Raw genomic sequence first — 23,711 nt, 5'->3', positions numbered from 1 at the left:
GTAACCCGCCTGAGCGATACCCCCGATACGCTGGGTGCGGGGCCGTCCCCCGGGAAGGGCGGGGGGCTGGGTACGTGAGGTCAAGAGGCGATCAGTAGGCGAAGGCCAGCGCGTCGTCATCGCCGTCACCGCCTTCCGAGTCGCTGTTCTTGCTGGTCGAGGCCGGTTTCTTCGGTGGCATGACGGCGTCGACGCCGCCCCGGACGTACTTGCGCATCAGGTAGACCTCGACCACGCCGAGCACCGCGTAGACGGTCGTCAGAGCGATCAGCGAAGTCCATACCTCGCCTGTGGACAACTTCGAGACGGCCTGTGCCGTGAACATCCACACCCCGTCGACACCGGTCGGGTTCGGCACCACCACGAACGGCTGACGGCCCATCTCGGTGAAGATCCAGCCGGCGCTGTTGCCGATGAACGGCGTCGCGATCCCGCCGAGCACGAGCCACGGGAACCAGCGTTGCCCGGGGATCCGCCCGCGCCGGGTCAGCCAGAGCGCGAGCACCCCGATCCCGGCCGAGATCGCGCCGAAGCCGATCATCGCGCGGAAGCCCCAGTAGGTCACCGGCAAGCTCGGCACGTAGTCGATCGGCTTGCCCGCGAGCGAGCCGAGCTGCGGGTCGTCCGGGTAGTTCGTGCCGTACTTCGCCTGGTACTCGGTGATCAGGTTCTCCACGCCCTTGACCTCGGTCGAGAAGTCGTTGTGCGCCAGGAACGAGAGCAGCGCGGGCACGGTGAACGTCTTGACGTCCTCGCAATTCGCGTTCCGCACGTCGCCGATCGCGATGATCGAGAAACTCGCCGGTTTCTCCGTGTGGCACAACGCTTCCGCCGACGCCATCTTCATCGGCTGCTGCTCGAACATCAGCTTGCCCTGCAGGTCGCCGGTGATCGCCAGCACCGCGAACGCCACCACGCCGGTCCAGCCGCCGAGACGCAACGACGAACGCCACACCGCGCGGTGCTCGTCGTCCTCCGAACGCTTGCGCCACAGCTGCCAGCCGGCCACACCGACCAGGAACGCCGCCGCCACCGAGAACGCGCCCGCGAGCGTGTGCGGGATCGCGGCCAGCGCGGTGTTGTTCGTCAGCACCGCCCAGATCGAATTCATCGTCGGCTTCCCGTCGACGAACTCGACCCCGACGGGATGCTGCATCCACGAGTTCGCCGCCAGGATGAAGTACGCGGACGCCACGGTCGCCAGCGAATACGCCCACGCGCACGCCAGGTGGACCTTCTTCGGCAGCTTGTCCCAGCCGAAGATCCACAGCCCCAGGAAGGTCGACTCGACGAAGAACGCGACGAGCCCTTCCATCGCCAGCGGCGCGCCGAACACGTCGCCGACGAACCGTGAGTACGCGCTCCAGTTCATCCCGAACTGGAACTCCTGCACGATGCCGGTGACCACGCCCATCGCGAAGTTGACCAGCAGGAGTTTCCCCCAGAACTTGGTCATCTTCAGGTACCGCTGATCACCCGTGCGGACCCACGCCGTCTGCATCCCGGCGACCAGGACCGAAAGCCCGATGGTCAGCGGGACCATCAGGAAGTGATAGACGGTGGTTATGCCGAACTGCCACCGAGCGAGATCGAGAACCTCCACGCCTCAAGCCTGCTCAACGCCCGATGAGCCCGCCAGTTCAAGTGGTCCCGATCTCGCCGGGACGTAGGTCCCGCGCCCTGGTCAGCCGAGGCTCGCGAGCGTGAGACGCGCCTCATCGGCGACCTGCCGCCGCAAGCCCGTGTCCCCTAGTGTCAGCACGTGGGCCAGCGCCAACGCGTACGCCGTGTCGAAAGCGTCCTCGACATCGACGGCGATGTCGGGCTGGACGCCGACGCCTTCCCAGTTGGTTCCCGTGACCGGGTTCACGGCCCGTCCACCCGGGACGGTGACATCCAGATGGGTGTCCACTTTGTACTGCTTCCGCGGATTCGCCCCGCCGCCGGTGACCGCGCCCACCGTCTTCGCCCGCCCCAGTTGCTGCAGCGAGTAGCTCAGGTCCTCGGCACCGGAGAACGTCGTCGGCCCGGTCAGCACCCACACCGGCTTGTCCGGACCGAACTTGCGGCCCGGTACGTACGGCTGCGTCCAGAACTGGTTGGTCACGTCGCCGTCGCGCAGATAGATGCTGTTGAAGTGGACGGGCTCGCCGACCAGGTAGCTGATCAGCAGCGCGACCGCGGACGGATCGCCGCCCCGGTTCTCCCGGACGTCGATGAGCAGCGCGTCGGTGGTCGCGAGCAGCGTCATCGCCGCGGCGAGGGCCTCGCCCGCGATGTCCGGCCCGTAGAACAGCCTGGTCTCCAGGTAGCCGACGTTCCCGGCCAGCCGCCGCGCCGACGCGATGCCGTGGCAGTTCAGCTCCGCCTCCCGCCGGAATTCCTCGGGATCGTACGACTCACCGTCGACCTCGGGCAGCGGGTCGACGTGGTACCGCAGCCGCAGATGTTTGTCCCCGTTGACCGACTGCAGATCTTCGGTGACCGCGACGGCGAACGCCTGATCGTCGAGCCCCGCGTACACGCCGTCGCTCAGCCTGGCCCGTAGGAACACCGTCAGCTTCTCGGCGACGTCGGGGAACACGTAGTGGTCCCGCAGGCGCCTGCACACGTCTTCGATCCGCGCTCTCTCGTCCATGCCCGGCGACGCTACCAGCGAAGCCTGAAAAAAGAATTCGGTTTGCCGAAAACTCAATTCCGCCCGGCCGAGGAAAACAATTCGCCCGCACACGCCGGCCGATTCGGAAAAACCATCAGCTTGCCTTTCTCTGAATCGCCCCTTTATCGTTGCAGTGAAAGGGGTGAAGAACCATCATGTCTAGCTCGATGCTGGCGCTGATCAGCGCGTTCGGCCTGGTACTGGCCGTGGAGCTGCCGGACAAGACCCTCGTCGCCACTTTGGTTCTCACCACTCGTTTCCGCGCGTGGCCGGTATTCGTCGGGGTCACCGCCGCATTCGCCGTGCAATCCGCGATCGCCGCCATCTTCGGCAGTGTGCTCACTTTGCTGCCGGAGGCACTGGTGACCGCGATCGTCGCCGGAATGTTCGGCGTCGGCGCGTACATGCTTCTTCGCGAAGGGTTCAGTCCCGCCAAGGACGGCGGAGAGGACGCCTCGCGTTCCGGCCCCGGCCCCGCGACCTTCCTCCGCTCCGCGCTGACGTCGTTCGGCGTGCTGTTCGCCGCCGAGTGGGGCGACGCGTCCCAGCTCGCGACGGCCAGCCTCACGGCTCGCTTCGGCAACCCGTTCGCGGTCGGCCTCGGCTCCTTCGTCGCCCTGGTCGCCGTCGCCGGTCTGGCCGTCTTCATCGGCGCGAAGGTCCGCAGCCGGATCCGCCCGAAGCTCATCCAGCGCGTCGCGGGCTTCGTCTTCGCCGGGTTCTCCCTGTTCGCGCTGGCCCAGCTCGTCTTCTGAGGCGCACGGGGTTTTCACAGGTTCGCCGGGTAACCTTTCGGGAACGAAAAGGTGAACACCCGCCCCGACGTGCCTGGAGAAACCGGTCGTGACCTCGCCGAAGACACTCGCCGTCTCCCCTGTGCACGGCAGGCTCGCGGTCTTCGGCATGGCCGTCGCCGTCGCCATCTCGATCGATCTGCACCTGCGGCTGTCGAGCCAGGTGAGCCCGATCTGGCAGACGCTGTCCGAGTACGTCTACGGCTACCTTTCGCCCGGTTCGACGGCCGCGCCGTTGTTCGGCGCGATGTGCCTGGCACTGGGGTTCGGTTCGCTCGCTCTGCTCGGCGGGATCGCGAAGGCGCACCGCAAGGGCTACGAGTCCGTCCTCGTCCTGCTCGGTGTGTGGTGCGCCGGGCTGTTCGTCCTCGCGCTCGTCCCCGTCGACCCCGAGGGCCAGGCCCGGTCGCTGGCAGGCCAGATCCACAACTACGCCGCGCTGGCGGCCTTCCTCGCGCTGCCCGCCGCCGCCTGGGTGCTGACCCGCCCCGGCCGCGCGCGCTGCCCGTGGGAGCCGCGCCGCACGACGATCCGGCGGCTTTCGGTGGCCAGCTTCGCCGCGGTGGTGATCGTGCTCGGCGGCTTCGTGTGGACGATGCTCACCGGCCCGTCGCACCAGGAGGTCACGCTCGGCCTGTTCGAGCGGCTGCTGTTCGCGGTCGACCTCACGCTGCTGGCGACGATGGTGCGCCCGCTGCTCAGCCACCGCTGACGCGCTATTCGGGCTGCTTCAGCACCTCGGCCAGCCGGACGGCGGCCGCCACCACCGCGGGCCCGACCACGGAGGCGTCCAGCGGCTCGAGGGACACGACGCCGACGCTGGCCTTCAGTCCCGGCACTCCGCGCACGGGTGCGGCGACCCCGGAGGCCCCCGCCTCCAGCTCACCCGACGAGGTGACCCAGCCTTCGCCGCCACCAGGGCGCAGCGTCATCGCCTTGCCCGCCGCGCCGGCGGACAGCGGATGGCGGGTGCCGACGCGGTAGGCCACGTGGAAGCTCGTCCACGACGGTTCGACGACGGCGACGGCCTGCGCCTGGTCCCCCTGCGCGACCGACAGGTGCGCCGTGGCGCCGACCTTCTCCGCCAGCTCGCGCAGGACCGGCCGCGCGGCCTCGCGCAGTTGCGGGAGGACCTGCCCGGCGAGCCGGAGCAGGCCGACCCCCAGCCGCACCTTGTTGCCGTCGCGCCACACCAGGCCGCGTTCGGACAGCGGGACGAGCAGCCGGTAGACGGCGGCCCGGCTCGCGCCGATGGCGACGGCGAGTTCGGAGATCGTCGCCGCCTCGCCACCGGCGTCCGCGACCGCTTGCAGCAGCGCGAGCCCTCTGTCCAGGGTCAGCGACCCTTCACGAGTCACAAGAGCCCGAGTTCCCCGAGGTCGGCGACCGGCTCGTCGAACGAGGCCGCCGCGTAGGACGCGAAGAGCCCGCGAACGGCCTTCGCCGCCTCGTCCGACATCCCCTTGGCCTCGGCGGCCAGCGCGGCGCCGTCGGTCGATTCGAGGGCGGCGCGCACGTCGCCACCGGAGAGGCAGCGCGCGGAAGCCACGATCAGGTTCAGGAACCCGTGATGGGTGAAGCCGCTCGACTCCTCGGTGTGCCGGACGGCGCGGTGCAGGCTGTTCGTCGCCTTGAACGAGGCCCCGGTCGAGCCGCTGACCACGGCGAGGAAGTCGGCGACCTCGTCGACGCTGGGGAAGTTCTCGCCCGCCTTGCCACCGCAGCGGATCTTCGGCCAGCTGCCGTGCTCGATCACCTTCCGCACGCCGTCCAGCCAGCCGACGCCGCGCCGCGGCTCGACCACGCGGATGACGTCTTCGGGCACGAACTCGGAGACGCGCTCCAGCCAGACCTCGTCGACGTCCGACGGCGCCGGCATCTCCACCATGCGCAGGCTGAGGATCTCGCTGCGCGATTCGACGATCGAGATCGCCTTCGGGACCCCGCCGAGGCCGGTGTCGATGATCAGCGACAGCGGCAGCGGTTCCTTGGGTTTGATCTTGATGAGTTCGGTGATGAGCTCGGGCAGCCGCGACGCCTGGCACAGGAACACACCGAGGACGCCGGAGTGCTCACCGGCCCTCGACGCGAAGTGCGCACGCAGCGCTTCGGGCATGGACGCCTCACCGGGCGGGAACAACGCCGAGTCGTCGACGAGCCGCGCGAACAGGGGAGGGATTCCTCGGGGGCCGGGTGGCGTGAGTTCCACAGCGCTTGACACGACTGACACGCTAGTAGCGTACGACATCAGGACAAAATCGTTCGCACAACGGACACGTTCCGGGGAGATTCCGATGCCTTACTACCGGCAGGTAGGCGAGATCCCGCACAAGCGCCACACGGCGTTCCGCAAGCCCGACGGGGGCCTGTACGCCGAGGAACTGATGGGTGTCGAGGGCTTCTCGGCGGACTCGGCGCTGCTCTACCACCGCGGCCTGCCCACCGCGATCGTCGACGCCGTCGCGATCGAGGACGAGCGCGGGCCGATCACCCCGAACCACCCACTCAAGCCCCGCGCCTTCAAGACCCACGACCTCAAGTTCGGCGACGCCGACGCGGTCACCGACCGGCGGCGGCTGTTCGGCAACGCCGACGTCACCATCGGCTTCGTCCACGCGACCAAACCTTCACCGCTGTACCGCAACGCGGCCGGCGACGAGCTGTTCTACGTCCAAGGCGGCAGCGCGACCGTCGAGACGATCTACGGCTCGCTGGAGGTCGGCGACGGCGACTACCTCGTCATCCCGACGTCGTGCACCTATCGCGTGCTCCCGCACGGCGACGACGGGGTCAAGCTGCTGACCATCGAGGCACGCGGCCACATCGGCCCGCCGAAGCGGTACCTGTCGGCGAAGGGGCAGTTCCTGGAGCACTCGCCGTACTGCGAGCGCGACATCCGCGGGCCGTCCGAGCCGCTGGTCGTCGACGGCACCGACGTCGAGGTCCTCGTGCGGCACCGCGCGGGGCTGACGCGCTACACCTACGCGACCCACCCGTTCGACGTCGTCGGCTGGGACGGCTGCCTGTACCCGTGGGTGTTCAACATCGACGACTTCGAGCCCATCACCGGCCGCGTGCACCAGCCGCCGCCCGTGCACCAGACCTTCGAGGGCCCGAACTTCGTGGTCTGCTCGTTCTGCCCGCGCAAGGTCGACTACCACCCCGAGTCGATCCCGGTGCCGTACAACCACGCGAACGTCGACTCGGACGAGCTGATGTTCTACGTCCGCGGGAACTACGAGGCGCGCAAGGGTTCCGGGATCGAGGTCGGCTCGCTTTCGCTGCACCCGTCCGGTTTCACGCACGGGCCGCAGCCCGGGGCGGCCGAGGCGTCGATCGGGGCGCAGTTCTTCGACGAGACCGCGGTCATGGTGGACACCTTCGCGCCGTTGGACCTCGGCGAAGCGGCCGACGCGTCGGAGGATCACGGCTACGCGTGGACCTGGTCCGGCCGGGGCCCCGGCGCCTGATTTCCCCGTCGCGGCCGTGGCGGGATAAGTACCGCCACGGCCGCAACGGTTCGGCAACGCCAAGCCTGACAAGGCGAAACCTCCGGATAATCGGTGTCCCCACCGGCGGAGGTTCTCCATGGTCGTGAATCCTCAGCAGTCCCGCGGCGGCCGCAAGGTCCTGGCGTTCGTGGCCGCGGCGGTGGTCGCCATCGGCCTGATCATCGGGTTGCGCGCGCTCACGAGCGACTCCGGCGAGGAGGCCGTGGAAGCGAAGTGCACGACGGGCGACGCGGTCAAGCTCCAGGTGTCGTCTTCGCCGGAAAAGGCGGGCGTGGTCGCCGAAATCGCCAAGGGGTACAGCGGCCGCACAGTGGCCGGGCGCTGTGTCGACGTGCTCGTGCAGTCGAAATCGTCCGGCACCGCGATGCAGGCGCTGTCCCGCGGCTGGAACGAGGCGGTGGACGGCCCGCGGCCGGACGTCTGGACGCCCGCCGCGTCCGGCTGGGTGAACCTGTTGCGCCAGAACCTCACCGGCTCCGATCACCCCGCGCTGGTGCCGGAGGGCGAGCCCGAGTCCGTCGCGAACGCGCCGCTGGTCGTCGCGATGCCGAAGCCGATGGCCGAAGCGCTCGGCTGGCCGGGCAAGGGCATCGGCTGGAAGGATCTCGCCGCGCTCGCCACGGATCCACAGGGCTGGGCGAAATACGGCCATCCGGAATGGGGGAAGTTCCGGCTGGGCAAGACGAATCCGAACATCTCGACCTCCGGCCTGAACGCCACGATCGGCGCCTATTACGCGGCGACGGGCACGTCTTCGGACCTCACCGCGAACGCGCTCGCGAAGCCCGAGGCGCGGACGTTCGTGCAGAACGTCGAGCAGGCCATCGTCCACTACGGCGACAACACGCTGACGTTCCTGACGAATCTGCAGAAGGCCGACGACCGCGGCGCCGCGATGTCGTACATCTCGGCGGTGACGGTCGAGGAGAACTCGCTCGTCGGGTACAACCAGGGCAATCCCACGAACGATCCGGCGAAACGCGGCCAGCACGCGCCGCCGAAGGTGCCCCTCGCCGGGATCTATCCGAGCGACGGCACGCTCAACTCCGATCACCCGTTCACCGTGCTGAACTGGACCGACGACATCCGCAAGCAGGTCGCGGCGGACTTCCTCGCGCATCTGCGCGGCGCCGAAGCGCAGCAGAAGTTCAGCGACATCGGCTTCCGCACGTTCGACGGGAAGCCCGGATCTCAGACCACGAAGGAGAACGGCGCCGAGCCGGATTCGAAGCTCAACCTGATCCGCCCGCCGAGCCCGCCGGTGCTGACCGAGGTGCTGAAGTCGTGGAAGGACCTGCGGAAGAAGGCGAACGTGCTGCTGGTCGTCGACGTCTCCGGGTCGATGGGCGACGGCGTCAGCGGGACCGGCAAGAACAAGATGGATCTCGCGAAGCAGGCCGCCGTGGCGTCGTTGCCGCAGTTCAGCGACGCCGACAAGGTCGGGCTGTGGATGTTCTCGACGAAACTGGACGGCGACAAGGACTACGTCGAACTCCGGCCGGTGTCGCCGATCGGCGGTGAGCCGGGCAGGCAGGAGCTCGCGTCGCGGCTGAACGGGCTGACCCCGCAGAACGGGACGGGGCTCTACGACTCGTCGCTCGCGGCCTACCAATTCATGAAACAGCGGCTGGATCCGAACGCGATCAACGCGGTCGTCGTGCTCACCGACGGCCGGAACGAGGATCCGGGCGGGATCGATCTGCCGAACCTCGTCGGGCAGCTGCGGACCGAAGGCGGTGGCGAGGCGGTGCGGCTGTTCACCATCGCCTACGGGTCGGACGCGGATCTGAACGTGCTCAAGGAGATCGCCGAGACCACCCAGGGCGTCGGGTACGACTCGTCCAAACCGGACTCGATCGATCAGGTCTTCACCGCCGTGATCTCGAATTTCTGAGATCCTCGGATATGCGCTTCGTCCGTGAGCTCGCCGAACCGTGGGGACTTCTCCTCGCGGCGACGTCGGCGGGTGCGGCCTGGGCCGTGCAGCTGCCGGTGCTCGCCGCGCTCGGCGTCGGCGTGACCGTGCTCGCCGCCCGGGCCGGGGTCGCCGCCGCCACCCGGCCGAAACCGTTGCCGGAGCCCGAAGAACGACCGCTTCCCGACGTCGAGCCCGGCTCGCCCGAGGCGGGCTGGATGCGGCGCGCGGAAGCCGCGGCCGACGGCTTCCGCTCGATTTCCGCTTCGCTCGGCACCGGCCCGCTCGCGGACCGGGTGGCCGCCATGGAGCCGGTGGTACAGGAAACCGTCGACACCCTCCGGCGGCTGGCCGCGCGCACGTCCGCCACCGGCAAGGCTTTGGCGCGCGTGGACCTCGGCGCGGTGTCGGCCGAGAAAGCGCGGCTGCGCAAGGAATTGAAGACCGCCGACGACGACATCCGCGGCGACCTGAACCAGTCGCTCGAATCGGTGCAGGCTCAGGAAGACGTGCACACCAGGCTTTCGAGCGCGCAGCGGAAACTGCTGGCACAGCTGCGCTCCGGCGCGCTCGGCCTCGACGGCCTGGTCGCCAGGGCGGCCGAACTTTCGGCCGCCACCGGCGATTCCCTGCTCGACACCACCACGATCGGCGAGTTGAGCGAGCAGCTGGAAGGGATCCGGCGGGGTGTCGTGGAGACCGAGGAGGCGACGCGGCGCTCGCTCGGCTGACTTCACCGATCTTTGCGCATCTTCGCGCGGGGTCGTGAGTGGTAAAGAGCGTTAGAGCGGACCGGTATTTACCTACCCACGCCTAACTGGGCGAGAGTGGTGGTTCCGCGGCTGCCGGGCGAAGATTCCGGACGTTCAACGGCCGGAATCTTCCCCCGTCGACCGCCAATCACACCAGTGGGCAGGTAAATACGAGTCCGTTAGAACGACATTTACCACTCACGACCCCTGGACAGAATCTCCCCCTCGATAAGCCAGGTGGCATTGCGTTCTAACGCTCTTTACCGCTCACCGCCCGAATCTGACCGGCCCGAAAACCGCGTACCCCGGCACTCCGGCCTGCGCCGTCTTCCCGGCCGCCGGTTCGCCGAGCACCCACAGCCGTCCGGTCGCGGCGATGTTGGCGGCCAAGGACGGATCCGAACCGCCCGCGGTGACGGTGACCTCGCGACCGCCGGGCAGGACGGTCCGGCCCTTGCACGTGACCATGCCGAAGAGGTTGACCGACGCCGGCCCGGACACGACGGCGAGTTCGGTCCACCGCGGCTCGGGCAGCTTCCTGAGCAGCACCACGGCGACGATCGCGAGCCCGACGGCACCCACCGCGAAGCCGTAACTGAAGAATCCCGCGGTCTTCACCACGGCGCTGTCCCGCTGCGGAAGGTCCGCCTCCACCCAGAAGCCGAACGCGCTCGCGGCGAGCGAAATCACCGCGCCGAGGAAGTAGTACGCGGACAGCAGCCGCCGCTGGGTCGCGAGCATCCGGCCCGGCGACACCGGTTCGAAGGCGAACGGGACCGAGCCCTTCACCGGCTTGTCGCGGAAAGCGCCGCGACGCGGGACGACGACACCGGGCAGCACGACGAACCGTCCGAGCACCCAGAGCCTCCGCTGGGCCGCGAGTTGCGTGCGGAGCGGGGCGGAAAATCGCACGACGAGCCACCGCCCGTCCAGGGGAACGCTCACCCGCGAACCGGCGACGAGGGCGCCGTCCAGCCCGCTCACCAGGCGGAACGGTTTGCCGGCCAGCTTCCGCATCGACGAGGATCCGGCAAGGGCGGAGGAGCCGAAGATGAGCGAAGCCGGTGTCATGAGGACAAGGAGGGCCGAGGGCACGGCGACCCCGTAGCCCCCCGAAACCGCGAGCACGGCACCCAGCACCACAAGCAGTCCGGTCGCGACAGCGGTCGTCCCGGTGGTCACGGTGTTGCGGTCGAGAAGGGCCGTCAGGACCGGCATGTTCTTCGCCGGAACCCCCTCGGGTGGTTCGAGCACCCGGATTCTGTGGTCTTCCACCAGGTGAACGTATACGCGTGCGGTGAGACGTGATCCAGGCTACTTCCACTCGGCGGCCAGATCAGGTTAGGCTCACCTAAGTAGGAGGTGAGCCGTGACCACACCGACGTCCATCCGCCGCCCGCCGGCGCCGAACCCCGCGGAACGCGCGAAGACGATCGCCACCCGCAACGGGCCGGCGACGCTGATGCCGACCGCCGAGCAGCGTGACCTGCCCGGACAGTGCGGCCGTGTCATTCCGGAGTTGCACCACGTGCACCCGAGCGGCAGCGTCAGCATCCTGCTGCCGGACGAGCACCACCTGGTGAAACGCGCGCACGAGGCACAGCGCGGCGAGCTCGCGGTGATGGTCGAACTGACCGATCAGGCGCCGGTCGACCTGCGTGAGCCCATCCGCGGGCTGCTGTGGATCACGGGCTGGCTCCGGCCGCTTTCCGAGGTGTCGGCGCGCGCCCGCGCGGTTTCCATCGCCGAAACCCGCCCGGACGAGCGGCTGCTGGACGTCGGGCACGGTCTGACGCTGCTGCGGCTGACCCCGGCGTCTCTGGTGCTCGCGGACGCCGAGGGCACGCATTCGCTCCGGCCGCATATGTTCAGCGCCGCGCCGCCGGACCCGTTCCACGACTACGAGGCCGCGTGGCTGCGGCATCTGGAGACCGACCACGCCGACGTCGTCCAGCAGCTCGCCAAGCACGTGCCCGCCGAACTGCGCGACGGCTGGATCCGGCCGCTGGGGCTGGACCGCTACGGGCTGCGGCTGCGCGTCGAGGCCGACTCCGGCGACCACGACGTCCGGCTCGCGTTCTCGCGGCCGGTCGAAGGGCCGCAGCAGTTGAGCGGCGAGATCCGCCGCCTGGTCGGCTGCCCGTACTTCCCGCAGGGTTAGGCGAGTTCCGCCGGGAACCCGCCCTTGGCGATCGGGCCCCACGATTCGATGGTGACGCGGATGATGCTCTTGCCCTGCTTCACCATCGCTTCGCGGTATTCGTCCCAGTCGGGATGCTCACCGGAGATCGCGCGGAAGTAGTCGACCAGCGGCTCGACCGAGTCGGGGAGGTCGAGCACCTCGGCGGTGCCGTTCAGCTGCACCCACCGGTCGTTCCACTCGTCGGAAAGGACACAGGCGGACACCTTCGGCTCGCGCCGGATGTTGACGACCTTCGCGCGCTTCGGATAGGTGGAGATGACCAAGCGGCCTTCCGCGTCGACTCCGCAGGTCACCGGCGAAAGCTGGGGGCCACCGTCGGTCTTGGTGGTCATCAGGATGGCGCGGTGACGAGTGGACAAGAAGTCGACGAGCGCGGCCCGGTCGACGGTTTCGTTGGTCGCGATACTCCTTGGCATGACCCGACGGTAACGTGCGGCCGATGAGCTGGCTGCGTCCCGAACGCCCGGCGCTGCCGGAATTCGTGGAAGATCCGGCGCGCCGCCGCGCGATCGTCATCGAACTCATCGTCGTCTTCGGCATCACCCTCGGCCTGTCCGGGCTGCGCAGCCTGCTGTCCCTTGTGGACTCGCTGCTGCAGCCGGTGCCGCTGGCGCAGCAACAGGCCCAGCTGAACGTCCCCCAGGCGACCCTGAGCCTGGTCGACCTGCTCAAGCAGCTCCTGAGCGCCGGCCAGCTGGTCGGCTGGGGCGCGCTCGGGCTGTACCTGTTGTGGCGCGGCGGGATGAAGCTGGCGGAGATCGGGCTCGACAAACGGCGTCCCGGCCGCGACATCATTCACGGACTCCTGCTCGCCGCGGTGATCGGGATTCCGGGGCTGGGACTGTATTTCCTCTCGTACAGCCTCGGGTTCAGCCTGTCGGTGCAACCGTCCACTTTGGGCGAGACGTGGTGGCGTCCGATCACGCTGACGTTGTCGGCCTTCGGGAACGCGTTCGCCGAAGAGGTGCTCGTCGTCGCGTACCTGCTGACCCGGCTGCGGCAGCTCGGCTGGCGCGAGAACTCCGCGCTTGTCGCGTCTTCGGTGCTTCGCGGGTCTTATCACCTCTATCAGGGTTTCGGCGGTTTCGTCGGCAACGTCGTGATGGGCCTGGTGTTCGGCAGGCTGTGGCAGAAGACGAACCGGCTGTGGCCGCTGATCGCCGCGCACACCGCGCTGGATTTCGTTTCCTTCGTCGGATACGCGCTGCTCAAAGGGCGAGTTTCCTGGCTTCCCTAGCTAGGGTGAAACCGTGATTGACGAGACGACTCCACCCCGAGTTGACAGCGAAGTCGGCCCCCTGCGCGCGGTGCTGCTGCACAGGCCCGGCAACGAGCTCAAAAGGCTCACGCCTCGCAACAACGACCAGCTCCTGTTCGATTCCATCCCGTGGGTGGACCGCGCGCAGGAGGAGCACGACGCGTTCGCCGAGGTGCTGCGCGGCCGCGGTGTCGAGGTGCTGCTCCTGGCCGACGCGCTGCGCACGGCGCTCTCGGACACCCGCGCCCACGCGGCGGGCGTCCACGCGGCCGTCGACGAGCGGCGGCTCGGGCCCGACCTGGCCGTTTCCCTCCGCTCCCACCTGTCGAGCGCGGCCCCGGCGACGCTGGCCGAGGTCCTGATGGCCGGCATGACCTTCGAGGAACTGCCCGCCGCCGAGGGCGCCTCGCTGGTGCGGCTGATGAACCATCCGAACGACTTCGCCGTCGATCCGCTGCCGAACCTGCTGTTCACCCGTGACTCGTCCGCGTGGATCGGCGACCGGGTCGCGGTCTCTTCGCTCACCATGCCCGCGCGCGTCCGCGAGACCGCCGTACTGGACCTCATCTACGCCTATCACCCGTGGTTCCGGCACGCGTCCCGCGCGTACGGCGCGCATTCGGCGCCGATCGAGGGCGGCGACGTCATGCTGCTCTCGCCGGGCGTCCTCGCCATCGGTGTCGGCGAGCGGACGACCGCGGCGGGCGCGGAATCCCTCGCCCGGTCGGTGTTCGCCGACGGGATCGCGCACACCGTGCTCGCCGTCCCGATCCAGCAGACCCGCGCGACCATGCATCTGGACACCGTCTGCACGATGGTCGCGGCCGACGCCGTCGTCATGTATCCGCTTTCCCGCGATTCGCTGACCGCATTCACCATGCGGCCGACCGACGACGGTTCGGTGAAGGTGGAAGGCCCGGCCCCATTCCTCACCGCGGCCGCCGAGGCAATGGGAATCGAACGGCTTCGCGTCATCGACACCGGCCTCGATCCGGTCACCGCCGAACGCGAGCAATGGGACGACGGGAACAACACCCTCGCCCTCGCGCCCGGCGTCGTCGTCGGGTACGAACGTAATGTGGAAACCAACGCGCGCCTGGCGGAAGCCGGTATCGAGGTACTGGCCATCACCGGCTCCGAGCTGGGCTCCGGCCGCGGCGGCCCGCGCTGCATGTCGTGCCCGATCCGGCGCGAAAGCATCTGAAACAGAAATTAAGTAAGCCTTCCCTAATTGATTTCCATTGATTAGGGAAGGCTTACTTAATTGAGGCGGACCTATTATCGGTAATGGTAACCTAATAGGGGGCACATCACCAGGAAAAAGTGGAAATCGAATAGGGGAATGCCGTATCGTCGAACACATGGCCCTCATCAAGAAGCAACCGCGCTCCAAGTTCTACGAACTGCTGCAGGCGCAGATCCACAACGAGTTCAACGCCTCCCAGCAGTACATCGCGCTGGCGGTCTGGTTCGACGCCGAGGACCTGCCGCAGCTCGCCAAGCACTTCTACAAGCAGTCCGTCGAAGAGCGGAACCACGCGATGGCGCTGGTCCAGTACATGCTGGACACCGACCACCACGTGGAGATCCCCGGCACCGGCGACGTGCGCAACGACTTCTCCGACGTCCGTGAGCTCATCGAGCTCGCGTTGCAGCAGGAGAAGGACGTCGCGACCGACATCCAGCAGCTGGCCAAGGCCGCGCGCGCCGAAGAGGACTACATCGGCGAGCAGTTCACGCAGTGGTTCCTCAAGGAGCAGGTCGAGGAGATCTCCCAGATGTCCACCCTGCTCAACATCGTCAAGCGCGCCGACGGCAACCTGTTCGAGGTGGAGAACCACCTGCACCGCGAGTCCGTCGGTGACGGCGGCGCCGACTCGGGGATGCCCCCGGTCGCGGGCGGCGCACTCTGACCAACGCTCCCACCACGAAGAAAACCCGGGCTCTCCCCCTTGGAGAAGCCCGGGTTTTCTTTGTTTCGTCAGCTGAACTGACAGTCCTGGTTGATGCTGGTCAGCAGGATGCGGACGGCCGATCCGTCGTCGGCCACGGAGATCCGGTACGCGCTCACCGCGCTGACCGGCGCGACGTAGGAGCTGCCGTCCTTGGTGCTGCCGGGATAGGCGGCGAGGATGTCGGCCTCGGTCGAACCCACACCGATCCCCTCCGGGGTGTGCACCGTACCCGTCGGGTTGATGACGGTGATCCCGTCGCCCTCGGTCAGCGACACCGACGTCGACAGCGGAACGGCCGCCCCCTCGTCCGCGTAACCGTAGGTGCAGGCGCCCCGGACCTCTTTCGCCCGCAACGGACCGGCGGTGGCCTCCGCCTCGGACTCGCTCATCCCGAGCCGGAGCTTGCCGAAGCCGACGGAAGTCAGCAGCGCGCCAGTGGTCACCTTGCGCTGCGTGGGCGGCTTCGTGGCGGGAGTGCTCTTCGGCGGTTTCGCGGGCCCATCGGAGGCGGTCGACTGCGGTGGCGCGGGCGTCTGGTTCGGCTGCTCCACCGGCGCGGAGGCCGGCGGCGCCGGACTTCCCGGCCCCGGTTGCGCCAGGCTCGACGACGCCGCGCCCATGGTGAGCTGGTCGCCGCCGGGGAAGGCCGCTCCGTTGTCCTTGTCGTGGATCGTGAAGACGGTGAGCCCGCCGCCCAGCAGGACCACCGCGGCGGCCATCCCGCTCGTCGTCTGCATCAGCTGACGACGGCGACGGCGACGGCGGGCGCCCGCGACGATCGCCTCGGGATTCAGCGTGGACCCCGCGCCCAGCCGCTCGTCGGAGAACAGCTCACGCAGCTGCTGCCGCACGTCCTCGTCGGACATGTTCATCCCGCTTCCCTCCCTTCGTCCTTGGGCTCGGCCAACGCGAGCTTGTTCCGCAGCGACGCGATCGCCTTGCTCGCCTGGCTTTTGACGGTGCCCTGGCTGACCCCGAGCGAATCCGCGATCTCCGCTTCGGACAGCCCCTCGTAGTAACGCAGGACCATCACCGCTCGTTGCCTCGGCGGCAACGCGCGTAACGCCTGCCACAACGGCTCGTGCTCGAACGGATCGGCCGGACTGTACGGCTGGACGTCCGGCAGGTCGGCGACGAGGCTCTCGCGTTTGGTCCGGCGCCAGCGGCTGATGTGCGCGTTCGCCATCGAGCGGCGGATGTAGGCCATCGGGTCGCCGGTCTTGTGCTGGACGTACGACCAGCGGGAGCCGATCTTCTCCAGCACGGTCTGGACCAGGTCGGCGGCGTCGTGCGGGTTCCCGGTGAGGGCGTGCCCGTACCTCAGCAGGCCCGGAAGGCCGGCCCGCACGAAGTCGCCGAAGTCCGTGAGCTCACCGGGCACGTCATTGGTCCGGCTCTCGCCGGCATCCCAGACGTCCGTCCCCGGGATGACCGTCGCGGCAGCGGTCACCGTATCGCCTCCTCCCGGGGTCACCTGGCCAGGTCTGCCTGGCCCACCTCTCCCGAAACGCATGACCGCCCCCACAGGTTGTCTCCAGCCGCGAACCAGTTCGAGGGTCGTCTGCTCAACGCCTCGACACGGAGTCGGGAATTCTGAACGAACCGTCCCCCTGAACAGGGAATTCGTGAACGGCCACCACGGCGTTACGGGGTATCGGCCCGTACACGTGGGGGAACTGGATACCGGCCGGATGCGGCGGGTCCCCGTTCTCCCAGACGACGGGCGCGCCGACGAGCGCCGGGTCGATCTCCAGCAGCACCAGATCGGTGCGGCCGGGGAACACGGCGTTGGCCGGGATATGCGCCGTTCCCGGGTCCGAGCAGTGGATGAAGCCGTCGGAATCGAGCGACGCGGCGGTGTAGACGCCGCCTTCGGGCACCGCCGCCCACTCGTCCTCGCCGCAGATATGAAGGATCACGCGGCCATCCTCGCGCATTTCGTCCTCTGGATGCGGAGCCCGCATCCAGAGGACGAAACGCGCGGGAAAGGGATCAGCGGATGGTGAGCTGGCGGCCGATCAGGCCGTCGCGCGAGCGGCGCTCGGCGGCGTTGAGCGGCTCGGTGTCGAGGGACTTCAGCGCGGCCTCGAGCCGGGTGCCGAGCTGGTCCTTCGCGTCGGCCCACTCGCGGGCGTGGGCCTCGGGGTCGAGGTCCCACACCGGGACGAGCAGCCCGTGCGCGCGGAACGAACCGGCGTAGCGCGAGCCCTCGCCGAGCCCGAGCTCACCGGCCGCGGACAGCCGCGCAAGCGCTTGCAGCAGCAGGTTCTCCGGCTCGGGGCGGACCCAGCGCAGGTGCGCCTTCTCACCGGCGAGCACCCAGTACGCGCCCGCGCCGAGGCGTTCGGTCGGCATGATCGCCGCGTTCGCGCGCTCGAGGGACAGCGCGACGTCTCCGCTCGCGTCGGCGTCCTCGGGCAGCCACCAGGCGAAGTCGTTGTAGAGCGTGACGTCGAGTTCGACGTCCGTGTCGAGCAGGTCCTGCAGCCGGGCCTTCTCGTCGGCGGTGGGCGGCGTCGTGGTGTCCGGCACGGACAGCACGTCACCCTCCTTGGCCTCCAGCACCCACTTGAGCGCGCGGCCGAGGTCGCGGCTGATGTCCGAGGACCGGGTCTGCACCTGCATCCCGATGTAGCGCTCGCCGTCGGACCGGACGAACGCGGCCGCCGCCATCGGCAGCACCGTGCCGAGGGTGACCTTCTCGCCGGAGCCCAGCGTGAGCGCCGCCGTCGCCGACGGGACGAACTCGCGCAGCGCGATCAGCTCGGTCTCCGCCGCGAGCCCCTCGAAGGGCTGGCCGACGAAGACGTCGCGCACCTTCGGCTTGCGGTCCGAGGTCGTCTTGGGACCCTTCTTGCGCGAACCCTTGCCCACGTCAGCCTCCTCAAAGCTCGGTTCGGAACGCTATCGCGGGAAGGCCCGCGCCTCGTAAGGCCCCCGGGGTTGGTGACGAAGACGGCGCGCACGACACCCGGCCGCCCACCGGATCGACCGGATCGGCGGGTTTCAGCGGCCATCCGGGTACCACGGAAACGTGACTGAAAACGGTTGTCATCAGCCGGACGATCTAATCGCGGGTGATCAGCCTGCCGTTTTCCCCGTACCGCACCGAATACTCGATCACGGCGCCATCCGGTGCCGTAGTGCGGAGAAGGGATCACAGATGAGCACCTCGAAGCGCCGGGCAGCGCTGGCCGCGTTTCCCGTGGCACTCGGTCTGATGCTGGCCGGGCCCGCGGCGGGCACGGCTTCGGCCGCGCCGCAGTCCGACAGAGCCGACCAGGCGCGACATTGCCTGCTGCTGTGCGTCGGCCATCACCCCGGCCACCACCACCACGGGCTGCACCTGCACCTGCGGCTTTGGCTGCATCTGTAGCTCCCTGCCGCGCCGGGGCGGCCACCCCGGCGCGGCGCCGGGCCGGGTTACAGTCGGCGGGTGTTCGACCTCGCCGACCCGGCCTTCCTCGCGAATCCGTACCCGTCCTTCGCCGACCTCCGTGAACGCGGCGAAGTCCACCGGCACGACGGCCTCGGCATCGCCGTGGCGGTGTCGCACGCGGCGTCGGCCGCCGTCCTGCGGCATCGCGGGCTCGGCCGGATCTGGCAGGACGCGCTGCCGGTGGAGCGGTTCGCGTCGTTCAACCTCCTGCACCGCAACTCGCTGCTGGAGAACGAGCCGCCCGCCCACACGCGGCTGCGGCGGGTGATCGCGGGCGCGTTCGGGCGCGGGCACGTCCAGCGGCTGCGGCCGATGGTCGCCGAACTCGCGGACGGCATGGTCGACGGCCTCGCCGCCGAGATCGCCGAAACCGGCTCGGCCGATCTGCTGGCGCACCTCGCGCAGCCGCTGCCGGTCGCGGTCATCGCGGAACTGCTCGGCGTCCCGGTCGAAAAAGGACCGAGCATGGTCACGTGGTCGAACCACATCGTGAAGATGTACGAGTACGGCCTCGCCGAGGACAAGCGCGACGCCGCCGAAGCCGCGGCCGCGGAGTTCGTCGACTACCTGCGTGACGTCGCGAAGCAGCGCGCGAACTCCCCCGGCGAGGACATCGTCAGCGACCTTCTGCGCAGTGAACTGACCGAGGACGAACTGGTCGCGACCGCGGTCCTGCTCCTGATGGCCGGGCACGAGGCGACGGTGAACGTCATCGGCAACGGCGTCAACGCGCTGCTGACCCACCGCGACCAGTGGGAGCGGCTGGTGGCCTCCCCGGATCTCCTGGACCCGTGCGTCGAAGAGCTGATCCGCTTCGACGCGCCGCTACAGCTCTTCGAGCGGACGGCGACCACCGACGTCGAGATCGCCGGGTTCCGGGTGGCCGAGGGCGAGAAGATCGGCGCGCTCCTCGGCGCCGCCGCGCGGGACCCGAAGGTGTTCGACCGGCCGGACACCCTCGACATCGGCCGAACGCCGAACGCGCACCTCGGCTTCGGCATGGGCATCCACTACTGCGTCGGCGCCCCGCTCGCGCGGGTGGAGATCGCGGCCGCGCTGTCGTCCCTGGCGTCGAAGCTGCCGGGCTTGGAGCTCGCCGAGACCCCGGAGCGGCGGCCGGAGTTCGTGATCCGGGGCCTGCGCTCGCTCCGGGTGACCACGGCCTAGGGGTACTCGACGACGACCTCGTAGAGCGCGGCGTTGGGCGTGGCGATCTCCGCGGCCCGCTCGGTCGACGCCTTGAAGACCTGGTTCTTCCCGGCCGCCTCCCACGCTTCGCGGCTGTCGTAGTGCGTGACGTTGACGAGCTGGAAGCGCGAGTCCGGCAGCAGCGCCCGGTGGAGCTTGGCATCACGGAAACCGGGCGCGTCTCGCATCAGCTTCGCCCGCTCTCGCCACGTCTCGACGAACTCGTCGACGCGGTCGGCGGGGATCTCGAAAACGTTGATGAAGGTGACACCGTCGTCGCTCATGATCACAGTCTCGAACCTCTAGCGAGCTGGAGGTCAACGGTGACCTGGCTCACCCGGCCCCGGCGGGTGGTAGCAAAGGTCCCTTGCTCTCTTTCCGCAGGTCAGCGCGCGGCTTCGAGCACCATCATGGCCTTGACTGTCCACAAGGGACGCGTTTCAGCGATCGGATGTCCGCTTGATGCCCTTATGGTCAATTCTGCGCGAGGGTCGTGAGTGGCAAGGCGGGTTAGAACGACCTTTATCACTCACGACCCCGCACGAAGCCATACAAACTGCCCAAATCAGGCACCGTGTTCTCAAAACTATCCTTGTGGACAGTTGGGCAGGCCCGCAGGTCAGCGCGCGGAAGAGGCCGGACGTTCCCGCCGCTCCGGCTCCGGAACCCCATCCACCTTCAGCACGCGAAGCAGCCGAAGGCGCTTCTCCTCGACCGGAGCCAGCAGCCCGGACATGCGCTTCACGAGCAACGCGGTCACCACCGCCAGCCCGGCCGCGGCCAGGTCGGTCAGCGCGACCAGCACGACCCCGTCCGCCAGCGCCTGGACGCCGTCACGGAACCGCCAGACGATGACCAGCGTGAGCAGCAGCCAGTTGAGCGCCCAGACACCCCACCAGATCAGCACGAGCCGCGACGGCTTCGGGCGGGTTTCCCGCGTCCGGCGCAGGACGGCGTGTTCGAGTTCGGCGACGACCGGCAGCACCATGATCAGGTTCACCACCGGCACCAGCACGAACGCCAGGACGTGCCGTTGCCGCCTGGGCGGCGTCTCGCCGGAGAAATCCGCGGCGGCGTGCCTGGCCACGAGCAGCCACCACACGGTGAGCCCGGCCGGCAGCAGCGAAAGGATCGTCGTGAGCAGGCCGGCCGTGATCACGAAGGTGTCGGAAATCGAGACCACGGACGTCGACAACGCGGAATCGCGGCTCTGCACCAGCAAGACGTAGCGCCAGATCTCCGCCGCCGAGGCGATGACGGCGAGGGCGGCGAAGGTCCACAGCACCGGCAGGAGGCTGCGCGTGATCACCCGCAGCCGCTCCCCCGCGGTGACCTCGCCGGACGCCGTCCCGGGGACGGCGGTCGGACGGCGCCAGACCAGGTTCGGGAAGCCCCACCTCGGCGGGACCGGGTAGGACGGCGGGCCGGAGTAGCGCTCGGCCACGGGCTTGCGACGCTGCGGCAGCGCGCCGGGCGGCGGCGAAGCGACCCAGCGGACGCGGTGGCGCACCGGCTGCCGCATCGGCGCGGGGCGCACCGGCGGCATCGGTGCTCGCGGCGGGTAGTGGCCTGGCTGCACGGTTACAGCACTTCGGGCTCGACGCCGGGATGGTCGCCGACCATCGGGCGCCCCTCCTGCTTCCAGGAGCCCATCCCGCCGGCGACGTTCACCGCGTCCCAGCCGCTCGCGTTGAGCCACGCGGCGGCGCGCGCGGACCGGCCGCCGCTGCGGCAGATCACGTAGACCGGCTGGTCGTCGGGCAGGTCGTCGAGTTCGCCGACCCGTGCGGGCAGTTCACCCATCGGGATGTGCTTGGCGCCAGGGGCGTGCCCGGCGGCCCACTCGTCGTCCTCGCGGACGTCGAGCAGCGCGACGCCGTCCTTCGGCAGATCACGGACGGCGACGGTCGGGATGTCAGCAGGGCTCACCACCCTGCCATCCTCGCATCCCGTCCCGTTGCGCGCGCGTGAAGAGGCACTCAGTGCCGGACGGCCTTTTCCGCCCCGGCGCCGGTAAGCGAGCGGACCTCCATCTCGGCGTACTTCCTCTGGTTGTGGTCCTTGGACAGCACGGTGCCGAGCCAGCCGAGGAAGAACGCGACCGGGATCGAGACGATGCCGGGGTTGTCCAGCGGGAACCAGTGGAAATCGACGCCTTGGATCATCGAGGCGCTCTTCCCGGTCTTCGGATCGACGGGCTTCCCGGACACCGCCGGCGAGAACACGATCAGCAGCACGCAAACCGCGAGACCGCCGTAGATGCTCCACAACGCGCCTTGGGTGTTGAACCGCTTCCAGAACAGCGAGTACAGGATGGTCGGCAGGTTCGCCGACGCCGCGACCGCGAACGCGAGCGCCACCAGGAACGCCACGTTCTGGTTCTTGGCGAGGATCCCGCCGACGATCGCGACCGCCCCGATCACCAGCGCGGTGATCCGCGCGACGCGGACCTCGCTGTCCGGGTCGGTCTTGCCCTTCTTGATCACGTTGGCGTACACGTCGTGCGCGAACGACGCCGACGCGGTGATCGTCAGTCCCGCGACCACGGCGAGGATCGTCGCGAACGCCACCGCCGCGATGAATCCGAGCAGCACCGGGCCGCCGAGTTCGAGTGCCAGCAGCGGTGCCGCCGAGTTGGTCGTGCCCGGCGCCTTCGCGATCACGTCCGGGCCGACGAGCGCGCCCGCGCCGTAGCCGAGCACCAGCGTGAACAGGTAGAAGATGCCGATCAGCGCGATCGCCCACACCACCGAACGACGCGCGTCCTTCGCGGTCGGCACCGTGTAGAAGCGCATGAGCACGTGCGGCAGACCCGCGGTACCGAGCACCAGCGCGATGCCCAGTGACAGGAAGTCGAGCTTCGTCGTGCCGGTCTTGCCGTATTGCTTGCCCGGGCCGAGCAGCGCCTCCCCGGTCTGGCCGCCCTTGTCGACCGCGGCCTGGAACAGGCTGGACAGGTTGAAGCCGTACTTCCCGAGCACCCACAGCGTCATCGCGAACGTGCCCGCGATGAGCAGCACGGCCTTGATGATCTGGACCCAGGTGGTGCCCTTCATCCCGCCGATCAGCACGTACAGGATCATGATCACGCCGACGACGGCGATCACCAGGTCCTGGCCGAGGTTCCCCTCGATGCCGAGCAGCAGGTTCACCAGGCCGCCCGCCCCCGCCATCTGCGCGAGCAGGTAGAAGAACGAGACGGCGAGCGTGGAGATCGCGGCCGCCGCGCGGACCGGGCGCTGCTTCATGCGGAAGGCCAGCACGTCGCCCATGGTGAACTTGCCGGTGTTGCGCAGCAGTTCCGCGACCAGCAGCAACGCCACCAGCCACGCGACGAGGAATCCGATCGAATAGAGGAAACCGTCGTAGCCGTTGATCGCGATCGCACCGGCGATACCCAGGAACGACGCCGCGGAAAGATAGTCGCCCGAGATCGCGATCCCGTTCTGCGGGCCGGTGAACGCGCGCCCGGCGGCGTAGTAGTCGGACGCGGTCTTCGTATTCCGGCTCGCCCGGAAAACGATCACCATCGTGATCGCGACGAAGATCGCGAAAATGGTGATGTTGAGCGTCGGATTGCTCCCCTGTACGCCCGCTGCCAGCGTATTCACCGTTCGGTCCCTTCGACCTCGTGCCTGATCTTGTCCGCGAGCGGATCGAGCTTCCGGTTCGCGTACCGGACATAAAGGCCGGTGATCACGAAGGTGGACACGAACTGCAGCAGGCCGAAGACCAGGCCGACGGTGATGTTGCCGAAGAGCTTGGTGCTCATGAACCCGGTCGCGTAGTCGGCGAGGAGCACGTACAGCAGATACCAGAGGAGGAACAGGGCCGACACCGGGAAAACGAATACCCGGAGCCGTCGTCGCAGCTCGGCGAATTCCGGACTCGCCTGCACCTTTTCCCAGTCGGATTCCGGTTCGGAACCGAGGTCTTGATCGGCCTCGCTCATGTCGGACCTCCCACCTGCCGCGACCCATTCGATGACTTCGTTGTCACGAAAGATCATGCCCCTCATAGGGCCTCAGAGGAGCAA

The 23,711-nt window shown here is 68.7% G+C and carries 26 protein-coding genes; 11 read left to right on the top strand and 15 right to left on the bottom strand.

Annotated elements, in window-relative coordinates; genetic code table 11:
- Window positions 1-91: 91 nt before the first annotated feature.
- Window positions 92-1,603, bottom strand: a complete 1,512-nt coding sequence (locus tag AORI_RS41760; RefSeq protein ID WP_016330611.1) for a cytochrome ubiquinol oxidase subunit I — start codon at window positions 1,601-1,603, stop codon at window positions 92-94.
- Window positions 1,604-1,684: 81 nt separating this feature from the next.
- Window positions 1,685-2,638: a S41 family peptidase gene (locus tag AORI_RS41755; RefSeq protein ID WP_016330610.1), complete on the bottom strand. Its 954-nt coding sequence runs from the start codon at window positions 2,636-2,638 to the stop codon at window positions 1,685-1,687.
- A 188-nt stretch (window positions 2,639-2,826) separates the two neighbouring features.
- On the opposite strand from AORI_RS41755, the gene AORI_RS41750 reads away from it, so the two are divergent.
- Entirely contained in the window at window positions 2,827-3,414 is a 588-nt protein-coding gene (locus AORI_RS41750; RefSeq protein ID WP_016330609.1) for a TMEM165/GDT1 family protein, read from the top strand.
- 88 nt (window positions 3,415-3,502) lie between these two features.
- Window positions 3,503-4,165 carry a DUF998 domain-containing protein gene (locus AORI_RS41745; protein ID WP_016330608.1) on the top strand — a complete coding sequence of 221 codons (663 nt, stop codon included), beginning with the start codon at window positions 3,503-3,505 and terminating at the stop codon, window positions 4,163-4,165.
- Between the two features lie 4 nt (window positions 4,166-4,169).
- Here AORI_RS41745 and AORI_RS41740 read toward each other — a convergent pair whose 3' ends face one another.
- Together AORI_RS41740 and AORI_RS41735 are read right to left on the bottom strand one after the other, a co-directional pair.
- Window positions 4,170-4,811 (bottom strand): IclR family transcriptional regulator, encoded by a 642-nt coding sequence (locus tag AORI_RS41740; RefSeq protein ID WP_016330607.1) that lies wholly within the window; start codon window positions 4,809-4,811, stop codon window positions 4,170-4,172.
- The gene (locus AORI_RS41735; protein WP_016330606.1) at window positions 4,808-5,662 is read right to left on the bottom strand and encodes a hypothetical protein; all 855 of its coding nucleotides are present in this window, start codon (window positions 5,660-5,662) and stop codon (window positions 4,808-4,810) included. Before AORI_RS41735 ends, AORI_RS41740 begins: the two co-directional genes overlap by 4 nt.
- A gap of 85 nt (window positions 5,663-5,747) precedes the next feature.
- Here AORI_RS41735 and AORI_RS41730 point away from each other — a divergent pair, with 85 nt between their 5' ends.
- From AORI_RS41730 to AORI_RS41720, 3 genes are all read left to right on the top strand, one after another.
- Window positions 5,748-6,923: a homogentisate 1,2-dioxygenase gene (locus AORI_RS41730; RefSeq protein ID WP_016330605.1), complete on the top strand. Its 1,176-nt coding sequence runs from the start codon at window positions 5,748-5,750 to the stop codon at window positions 6,921-6,923.
- Between the two features lie 118 nt (window positions 6,924-7,041).
- Window positions 7,042-8,859: a substrate-binding and VWA domain-containing protein gene (locus tag AORI_RS41725; protein ID WP_016330604.1), complete on the top strand. Its 1,818-nt coding sequence runs from the start codon at window positions 7,042-7,044 to the stop codon at window positions 8,857-8,859.
- Window positions 8,860-8,870: 11 nt separating this feature from the next.
- On the top strand, window positions 8,871-9,611 hold the full coding sequence (locus AORI_RS41720; protein WP_016330603.1) for a hypothetical protein: 741 nt from the start codon (window positions 8,871-8,873) through the stop codon (window positions 9,609-9,611).
- Window positions 9,612-9,899: 288 nt separating this feature from the next.
- Here the strand turns inward: AORI_RS41720 and AORI_RS41715 are convergent, their stop codons facing one another.
- Window positions 9,900-10,907: a hypothetical protein gene (locus tag AORI_RS41715; protein WP_016330602.1), complete on the bottom strand. Its 1,008-nt coding sequence runs from the start codon at window positions 10,905-10,907 to the stop codon at window positions 9,900-9,902.
- A 94-nt stretch (window positions 10,908-11,001) separates the two neighbouring features.
- On the opposite strand from AORI_RS41715, the gene AORI_RS41710 reads away from it, so the two are divergent.
- A complete protein-coding gene (locus AORI_RS41710; RefSeq protein WP_016330601.1) occupies window positions 11,002-11,793 on the top strand; it encodes a DUF2470 domain-containing protein in 792 nt (263 codons plus the stop codon).
- Here the strand turns inward: AORI_RS41710 and AORI_RS41705 are convergent.
- Window positions 11,790-12,251 (bottom strand): PPOX class F420-dependent oxidoreductase, encoded by a 462-nt coding sequence (locus AORI_RS41705; protein ID WP_016330600.1) that lies wholly within the window; start codon window positions 12,249-12,251, stop codon window positions 11,790-11,792. The two genes, AORI_RS41710 and AORI_RS41705, sit on opposite strands and share 4 nt — an antisense overlap.
- 23 nt (window positions 12,252-12,274) lie before the next feature.
- Here AORI_RS41705 and AORI_RS41700 point away from each other — a divergent pair, with 23 nt between their 5' ends.
- The 3 genes from AORI_RS41700 to AORI_RS41690 all read left to right on the top strand — a co-directional run bounded on the left by AORI_RS41700 (window position 12,275) and on the right by AORI_RS41690 (window position 15,006).
- Window positions 12,275-13,072 carry a CPBP family intramembrane glutamic endopeptidase gene (locus AORI_RS41700; RefSeq protein WP_016330599.1) on the top strand — a complete coding sequence of 266 codons (798 nt, stop codon included), beginning with the start codon at window positions 12,275-12,277 and terminating at the stop codon, window positions 13,070-13,072.
- Between the two features lie 13 nt (window positions 13,073-13,085).
- Window positions 13,086-14,297, top strand: a complete 1,212-nt coding sequence (locus AORI_RS41695) for an arginine deiminase (RefSeq protein ID WP_081809618.1) — start codon at window positions 13,086-13,088, stop codon at window positions 14,295-14,297.
- Window positions 14,298-14,454: 157 nt separating this feature from the next.
- On the top strand, window positions 14,455-15,006 hold the full coding sequence (locus tag AORI_RS41690) for a ferritin (RefSeq protein WP_016330597.1): 552 nt from the start codon (window positions 14,455-14,457) through the stop codon (window positions 15,004-15,006).
- A gap of 68 nt (window positions 15,007-15,074) precedes the next feature.
- Here the strand turns inward: AORI_RS41690 and AORI_RS41685 are convergent, their stop codons facing one another.
- The 4 genes from AORI_RS41685 to AORI_RS41670 all read right to left on the bottom strand — a co-directional run bounded on the left by AORI_RS41685 (window position 15,075) and on the right by AORI_RS41670 (window position 17,922).
- On the bottom strand, window positions 15,075-15,920 hold the full coding sequence (locus AORI_RS41685; protein ID WP_016330596.1) for a hypothetical protein: 846 nt from the start codon (window positions 15,918-15,920) through the stop codon (window positions 15,075-15,077).
- Window positions 15,917-16,429 carry a SigE family RNA polymerase sigma factor gene (locus tag AORI_RS41680; protein WP_043848500.1) on the bottom strand — a complete coding sequence of 171 codons (513 nt, stop codon included), beginning with the start codon at window positions 16,427-16,429 and terminating at the stop codon, window positions 15,917-15,919. Before AORI_RS41680 ends, AORI_RS41685 begins: the two co-directional genes overlap by 4 nt.
- Before the next feature lie 184 nt (window positions 16,430-16,613).
- The gene (locus tag AORI_RS41675) at window positions 16,614-16,967 is read right to left on the bottom strand and encodes a DUF952 domain-containing protein (protein ID WP_043848499.1); all 354 of its coding nucleotides are present in this window, start codon (window positions 16,965-16,967) and stop codon (window positions 16,614-16,616) included.
- Between the two features lie 73 nt (window positions 16,968-17,040).
- A complete protein-coding gene (locus AORI_RS41670) occupies window positions 17,041-17,922 on the bottom strand; it encodes a DUF5926 family protein (protein WP_016330593.1) in 882 nt (293 codons plus the stop codon).
- A 289-nt stretch (window positions 17,923-18,211) separates the two neighbouring features.
- Between AORI_RS41670 and AORI_RS41665 the strand changes: the two genes are divergently transcribed.
- Entirely contained in the window at window positions 18,212-18,424 is a 213-nt protein-coding gene (locus tag AORI_RS41665; protein ID WP_016330592.1) for a hypothetical protein, read from the top strand.
- A gap of 60 nt (window positions 18,425-18,484) precedes the next feature.
- Complete coding sequence (locus AORI_RS41660) at window positions 18,485-19,654, top strand: cytochrome P450 (protein ID WP_016330591.1); 1,170 nt, start codon at window positions 18,485-18,487, stop codon at window positions 19,652-19,654.
- Here the strand turns inward: AORI_RS41660 and AORI_RS41655 are convergent.
- From AORI_RS41655 to AORI_RS41635, 5 genes are all read right to left on the bottom strand, one after another.
- A complete protein-coding gene (locus tag AORI_RS41655; protein ID WP_043847837.1) occupies window positions 19,651-19,959 on the bottom strand; it encodes an antibiotic biosynthesis monooxygenase family protein in 309 nt (102 codons plus the stop codon). The two genes, AORI_RS41660 and AORI_RS41655, sit on opposite strands and share 4 nt — an antisense overlap.
- A gap of 335 nt (window positions 19,960-20,294) precedes the next feature.
- The gene (locus AORI_RS41650) at window positions 20,295-21,221 is read right to left on the bottom strand and encodes a DUF4328 domain-containing protein (RefSeq protein ID WP_016330589.1); all 927 of its coding nucleotides are present in this window, start codon (window positions 21,219-21,221) and stop codon (window positions 20,295-20,297) included.
- Between the two features lie 35 nt (window positions 21,222-21,256).
- The gene (locus tag AORI_RS41645; RefSeq protein WP_007030524.1) at window positions 21,257-21,607 is read right to left on the bottom strand and encodes a rhodanese-like domain-containing protein; all 351 of its coding nucleotides are present in this window, start codon (window positions 21,605-21,607) and stop codon (window positions 21,257-21,259) included.
- 47 nt (window positions 21,608-21,654) lie between these two features.
- Window positions 21,655-23,286 (bottom strand): solute symporter family protein, encoded by a 1,632-nt coding sequence (locus AORI_RS41640; protein WP_016330588.1) that lies wholly within the window; start codon window positions 23,284-23,286, stop codon window positions 21,655-21,657.
- Complete coding sequence (locus tag AORI_RS41635; RefSeq protein ID WP_043848497.1) at window positions 23,283-23,627, bottom strand: DUF485 domain-containing protein; 345 nt, start codon at window positions 23,625-23,627, stop codon at window positions 23,283-23,285. Before AORI_RS41635 ends, AORI_RS41640 begins: the two co-directional genes overlap by 4 nt.
- Between the last annotated feature and the right edge of the window lie 84 nt (window positions 23,628-23,711).

The organism is Amycolatopsis keratiniphila, from assembly GCF_000400635.2.
GTDB lineage: Bacteria > Actinomycetota > Actinomycetes > Mycobacteriales > Pseudonocardiaceae > Amycolatopsis > Amycolatopsis keratiniphila.
This window is presented reverse-complemented; position numbering and strand designations above follow the sequence as displayed.

Bases quoted from the DNA above. Each gene is read 5' to 3' on its own strand.
- AORI_RS41755 (WP_016330610.1), bottom strand. From the start codon at position 2,638: ATGGACGAGAGAGCGCGGATCGAAGACGTGTGCAGGCGCCTGCGGGAC.
- AORI_RS41650 (WP_016330589.1), bottom strand. From the start codon at position 21,221: ATGCCGCCGGTGCGCCCCGCGCCGATGCGGCAGCCGGTGCGCCACCGC.
- AORI_RS41635 (WP_043848497.1), bottom strand. From the start codon at position 23,627: ATGAGCGAGGCCGATCAAGACCTCGGTTCCGAACCGGAATCCGACTGG.
- AORI_RS41750 (WP_016330609.1), top strand. From the start codon at position 2,827: ATGCTGGCGCTGATCAGCGCGTTCGGCCTGGTACTGGCCGTGGAGCTG.
- AORI_RS41720 (WP_016330603.1), top strand. From the start codon at position 8,871: ATGCGCTTCGTCCGTGAGCTCGCCGAACCGTGGGGACTTCTCCTCGCG.
- AORI_RS41690 (WP_016330597.1), top strand. From the start codon at position 14,455: ATGGCCCTCATCAAGAAGCAACCGCGCTCCAAGTTCTACGAACTGCTG.
- AORI_RS41685 (WP_016330596.1), bottom strand. From the start codon at position 15,920: ATGAACATGTCCGACGAGGACGTGCGGCAGCAGCTGCGTGAGCTGTTC.
- AORI_RS41705 (WP_016330600.1), bottom strand. From the start codon at position 12,251: ATGCCAAGGAGTATCGCGACCAACGAAACCGTCGACCGGGCCGCGCTC.
- AORI_RS41655 (WP_043847837.1), bottom strand. From the start codon at position 19,959: ATGAGCGACGACGGTGTCACCTTCATCAACGTTTTCGAGATCCCCGCC.
- AORI_RS41730 (WP_016330605.1), top strand. From the start codon at position 5,748: ATGCCTTACTACCGGCAGGTAGGCGAGATCCCGCACAAGCGCCACACG.
- AORI_RS41700 (WP_016330599.1), top strand. From the start codon at position 12,275: ATGAGCTGGCTGCGTCCCGAACGCCCGGCGCTGCCGGAATTCGTGGAA.
- AORI_RS41725 (WP_016330604.1), top strand. From the start codon at position 7,042: ATGGTCGTGAATCCTCAGCAGTCCCGCGGCGGCCGCAAGGTCCTGGCG.
- AORI_RS41665 (WP_016330592.1), top strand. From the start codon at position 18,212: ATGAGCACCTCGAAGCGCCGGGCAGCGCTGGCCGCGTTTCCCGTGGCA.